Below are 5,690 nucleotides of genomic sequence, written 5' to 3'. Positions count from 1 at the left end.
GCAAAATATCCGAAACTGGAAGTAATCGTTGGAAACATTGCAACTGCTGAAGCTGCGAAATACCTGGCAGATGCCGGTGCCGATGCAGTGAAAGTGGGAATCGGGCCCGGTTCGATTTGTACGACACGAGTGATCGCCGGAGTTGGAGTTCCGCAATTAACTGCTGTAAATGATGTAGCACTTGCTTTGGAAGGAACAGGAGTTCCGGTAATTGCTGACGGTGGAATCCGATATACCGGAGACATTGTAAAAGCAATTGCTGCCGGTGCAGATGTGGTAATGATCGGATCCATGTTTGCCGGAGTGGAAGAATCTCCGGGTGAAACGATTATTTACGAAGGAAGAAAATTCAAGTCTTACCGTGGAATGGGATCTTTGGAAGCCATGCAAAAAGGTTCGAAAGACCGTTATTTCCAGGATGCGGAAGACGATATCAAGAAATTGGTTCCGGAAGGAATTTCAGGACGCGTTCCTTACAAAGGAAATCTGTTCGAAGTGATTTACCAGATCGTTGGAGGTTTGAGAGCCGGAATGGGTTACTGTGGTGCGGGTTCTATTGACAAATTGAAAGGCGCTGAATTCGTTCGTATCACATCTGCGGGAATGCGTGAATCTCATCCTCATGATGTTACCATTACACGAGAAGCTCCGAACTATAGCTTAAAATAATTTCGACTTCCTTTGAAGTTTATTTCTGATAAGCGGGTTACATTTACATGAACCCGCTTATTTTTGTATATAAACCTTTCAAAACGAATGAAGCTTTTCGTCTGTATTGTTCTGATACTGCATGTCACTTTAGCGCATGCCCAGGTTTCATACGAAAACCGGATTCCGCTTCAGTCGAAAGGTGAAATGCCTGATTTTATTCAAACGAATTGTCAATTCATGAAGTTCGACAATTCGCAAACTCCTTATCTCACCACCGGAAAAAGCACTCCGGATGAGGTTCAATCCGTTTTCGGAAGTTTGGCTTCGAACGGCAGATTGGTTTACGGAGAGGAAGTTCATGCATTTTGTTCCGGCTTACTGCGCGATTTGCTGCAACGAGATCCCAAACTCGATCAAAGCATTGAAATTTATCCTTTCAAATCCAGTTTGGTGAGTATTCTCAACGATGGCCGTTCGACAATCTATATTTCTACCGCGTTGATTGCAAGAGCAAGTAAAACAGAACAACTTTACTTTTTAATCGCCACGCAGCTTTATCACCTGAAAAACAAGTCGGTTCTCAATCCGATCAAACTAAACCGGTATCCGAATCTGAATACCCGTCTGTCTCAACTCAGCAATTATGACAGCCTTGCGACAAGTAAAGCGGATTCATTTGCCCTGAAACTGAATGAAGAGCTGAATCTCGATCCGTATTTTCTCATTGAAGGGTTGAACATTCTGCGCCAGAAAAACGATCCGATCGAGCAACTTGAGGTTCCGAATGACTATTTCAATTCGGATCTGATGACCGTTCCGGGTGTTCTTTTTGACAGGAATAGCTATCGTCTGGAAAAAGAATTGATCAGTCCTTATTCCATGCAAATTCTGGATCGCGAGGAAGAATTGGGTAAACTCTTTATCGGCACTGCGCGGGTCGAATACCAACTCATCCGGCCAGATTTTGAAGAAGTCGTCAATTTGTGTGCCTTTCAATATGTGGAAGATTTGCTCCTTGAGAACAAGCCTGAAGATGCGCTTTATCACTTGTTCATATTGGAAAACAGGGATATCGACAAACGACTCATTGCCAAACTGAAAGCTCATTCCTGGCTCACGATTGTTCAGAAATCACTTTATCCGGTCTACCGGAAAACGGTTACTGTGAGGCGTCTTTACGATTCACCCAGTTCTGTTTTCTACCTCGGGCTTTATCGTTTAAGTTCCGGAAAAACCGCTTCCATGGCATTGGGATTGAGAATCATTACCGATCTGGCAAAAGACACCAGTAATCCCGAACTTGGCTTGATCCGGAACTACCTCATTGACCTGATTCAAAAAAGCAGGGAATTTAATCCGAACGTCTTTTACAAGCAAAGCTATTCCGAAGTTTTGGCAAACAAGTATTCCGGGAGTCAAATTCCGGTTGATTCCCCTTTTTACGCTTACGCTTTAAGCGACCTGGTATCTGATCCGGAATTCATCAACTTAATCACCGGAGCAAAACCGGTTTATGAACCGACTGAAGAGCCTCTCACCATGCTAACGGTCGAATCAACGGCATTTCTCTTTCACAAAAAGAAGCTGAAGGAGGAAAAAACGGAAGAGAAAACCCGGCTACTGACTGAAAGTATTGAAAACAACAGCATTGATCACGAAGTAAACACCTCTTCTTTCACATTGGACAGCACTGATAAAACAGCATTGACCCAGCTCTACAATTTGCGCTATACTTTCAACACCTTAGATCGGCAAATCCGGAATCAAACCAATTACCTGCGTACGGTTTTCCCTTTAAATTTCCGGCAAATGAAGGAACTTTCTACCAATGGAAATGAACACTTACTTGGAATCTTTCATTTTGAAAATCAATACAACCTCAATATTCAGGGTTATCACCTGACCGGAATTTTCATTGTTCCGCTTCCTTTTGTCCTGACTGACCTTGTGCTTGGCGGAAATCACTGCCAGTTTATTTCGTTTATCATTGACAGGCAAACCGGAAATGTGCTTTTTGCCGAAAATTCGAAGTACCGAGATCCTTTGACAAAACCCTTTATCAAAAACAAGATTCAACACTCATTTCAGACTATCTTTAAAACAAGTTCGGGCTTATGAGACTCTTTTTTACCGGTTTATGCTTTGTTTCCATGTTTGGTTATTCTCAATCGGGATATCTGAACCAGAAAAACCTGGCATCGGTCGAACTATTCGGAAATTCGCCTCTGATTCTCAACACCAAACTCCCGCAATACCGCTTTGAGAAAGAGAAAATGGTGGAACGAAAGGAATGGCTGAACGGCGGAGGCAGTATTTATTACATCCGCGTTTTAAGTAAAAAAATCGGTTTCGGAGTTGAAGCAAACATCAAAAACCTCAAAGTCATCGGTCCGAAAAATTTCAGTATTTCGAATAACACTACCAACGTGGTTGTGACGGACACCACCTGGCTCCGCACAAATCCCTTCAATGTGAATTGCTATACTTTTATGACCCGGCTGGAGGTTTACAACAAATTGGGAAATGGCCCGATCGGGCTTGCGCATGTTATCGGGTTGGGGTTTTCACTTTCAAAAGCAATCGACAAAACCTATTATTACAGCCTGAATGAATTCGGAACACAAAGCACTTATGAAGATTACTGGTCTGCTCCGGACAAGTTTTACCTGGAGAAAAAGTGGCCGCTGATCAAATCGATCGTTTTTCAATATGGTGTACAAATGCGTTATCCGCTCGGCAGCCGGTTTTCACTCAATTTCGGAATCAAATCGCTGATCAATATTGCGCTTCGGATCCGGGAAGACCGGATTGTTACCAATGACAATGATCCGTATCGCCTGGATAATTTGTTTTATAACCTGCGAAAGGAAAATGCTTTTTCACTGAATTTAAATGCCGGTTTGAGTTATCATTTTTAGTTTTTGTCCTGTCAAGAAGTCTCACCGCGGAGAACACAAGTGCTTTAGTCTTTCGTTGTTTTTGACGTATCTCCATTGCATTCTGATATTCAAACTGACTGGAAATGGTTTTTTCTCAAAAGTGAGTATTTAAAAACGATCGTTTTTCAGCTTTTATGAACTCTGTGATTCTCGCAAAAAATAATGGAAAATGGCCGAAAAATGTTCAATCTGTACTTAAAACACGTGTTAGTTTTATAACATTTTAATACTGTATCTATGCTTAATCCATACTTGACCTATGCCCTACCTATACTTGAAAGTGTTTTTCTGCCTTTCGCATGTGGTTTTCGGGCATTTTTTGATGACGGTGTTTTTACAGATCTGTGAATCGGGTTTTAACTATTGTCCCCAACATTCTGTTGTCCTTCTGTTCCCGATACTTCCCAACTAAAATGTCGGGATACTCGAACTAACAAGACAAAAACATCTAATCCAACACCTTCGATTTGAAGCCGGACAAAAGATCGTGAATCACTATCAAATCCGAATAAATTCCGCTCAACGTTTGCCGGTATTGCGGATCTAAAATTGCCTGGTCAAAATCCATCGGAATGTTCAACAAGTCGTTTTCGATCGCGTCCAGTTTTTCCATTACCTGGCTGTATGCATCCGGATCGACTTCTTTGATGAAATCGTTCAGGAAAAATTCTGTTTGTGAAATATATAGTGATCTGGGATCCAAAAACAAGCGGATTGCTTCTACTTTTACAAATAATTCATTCATGGTAAAATCGGAGAAGCGGCTCATCTCATATTGTTCCGATTGCGTATCCAAAGGTTTTTTAATGCACTGATCCGCCAGATCGGTTTTAATGTATTTCAGCAAGCCTGTCATCATGCAATCAAACGCGGCAGTCGGTTCGGCTTTCATGAATTCATTCTTCAGCGCGGCCTGGTTCAGTAATTCCAGGAAATCGTTTCGAAGTGCCATGGATGCAAACAAAAAATACTGTCTTCTGCGCAGAAAATTGTAATCAGTCACCGATCTGTTTCCCGGAGCTCCATTACTTTGATCCTCACCATACAAGAGGAATTCAAGTACATGCATTCCACAGGAACGGTTGTTTGTCCCGCTCACATTGTCCCAGCTTTTCACTGTCGACTCGGTAATAAACGGATAGTTAACAGCATCATTGATAATTCCTGCCGACATATTTGTGCTGACATAATCCACGTATTCGGGATTGATCGGATAGGATTCTATCCGGGAATAAACCGCCTCACCGGGAAGCGTAAACTGCCCGTTTCCATACAAATACGGGCCCAACAGCAAATAAGTTGATCTGAGATCAAAATAAGCTGATTTGGTTGTTATAAAATTGGTTGAACTCACTACGCCATAAAAATTGCTTGCAGCATCGTAATAAGAAACAACCTTTATCTGATTCCGGCGGAACAACTCACTCCGGGAAGTGATGTAAGCATTCCTGATCTTAGACAATTGAATGGAATAATGAGAATCTTTCTCAAATGAGCCTTTTTTGCAAGACATCAAAGCAGCAAGCAATAGCCATAAAAACAATTTCAACGGATTCATGCGGCACTTTTTATCATCGGATTCAACTTATTACGTTACATAAATATACTGATACGCTTCACAATGACTTCTATTTACTGCCAAAATTTAAATTTTTCTTAAATCCTTCGATTTTACTTTCAAACCCGAAACAATGTGTTATTTTTGGCGTTCTTGGTTTGAATAAAGTATTATTATACATGAAAAAACGACTCTTATTAGCCTTCGGGATTTTGTTCTCCATCAATTCAATGGCCCAATCTGGTGGCAGCGTAATGGAAATTGACGGTAAAAAAGTGAGCAAATCCGAATTTTTACAGATCTATTTAAAGAACAATAACGATCCGAAGTACGACAAACAATCGTTGGATGAATACATGGAATTGTTCAAAAAATTCAAATTAAAAGTAGCGGAAGCGGAAGCTCTTGGATATGATACGATTCCAAAGTTGAAAAAAGAGCTTGCGGGTTACAGAAAACAATTGTCTCAACCCTATTTGATCGATTCGACTAAAAACAGTGCCTTGGTGAAACAAGCATATGAGCGTATGAAAAATGAAGTT

The 5,690-nt window shown here is 41.2% G+C and carries 4 protein-coding genes and 1 pseudogene; 4 read left to right on the top strand and 1 reads right to left on the bottom strand.

The features are described 5' to 3' along the window. From Q1V93_RS07030 to Q1V93_RS07020, 3 genes are all read left to right on the top strand, one after another. On the top strand, positions 1-669 hold a 669-nt coding region (locus tag Q1V93_RS07030), incomplete at its 5' end, for an IMP dehydrogenase (RefSeq protein WP_300663174.1). A gap of 87 nt (positions 670-756) precedes the next feature. Next, positions 757-2,769 (top strand): hypothetical protein, encoded by a 2,013-nt coding sequence (locus tag Q1V93_RS07025; protein ID WP_300663172.1) that lies wholly within the window; start codon positions 757-759, stop codon positions 2,767-2,769. Next, complete coding sequence (locus tag Q1V93_RS07020; protein ID WP_300663170.1) at positions 2,766-3,569, top strand: hypothetical protein; 804 nt, start codon at positions 2,766-2,768, stop codon at positions 3,567-3,569. Before Q1V93_RS07025 ends, Q1V93_RS07020 begins: the two co-directional genes overlap by 4 nt. A gap of 469 nt (positions 3,570-4,038) precedes the next feature. Here Q1V93_RS07020 and Q1V93_RS07015 read toward each other — a convergent pair whose 3' ends face one another. Continuing rightward, positions 4,039-5,148 carry an imelysin family protein gene (locus Q1V93_RS07015; protein WP_300663168.1) on the bottom strand — a complete coding sequence of 370 codons (1,110 nt, stop codon included), beginning with the start codon at positions 5,146-5,148 and terminating at the stop codon, positions 4,039-4,041. A gap of 179 nt (positions 5,149-5,327) precedes the next feature. Between Q1V93_RS07015 and Q1V93_RS07010 the strand changes: the two are divergent. Beyond that, positions 5,328-5,690 (top strand): annotated as a pseudogene (locus Q1V93_RS07010) (peptidylprolyl isomerase); the annotation flags it as partial.

The sequence above is a fragment of the Fluviicola sp. genome, assembly GCF_030151805.1.
Classification (GTDB): domain Bacteria; phylum Bacteroidota; class Bacteroidia; order Flavobacteriales_D; family Crocinitomicaceae; genus Fluviicola.
The sequence above is the reverse complement of the archived record's forward strand: the minus strand, read 5'-3'. Positions and strand labels throughout refer to the sequence as shown.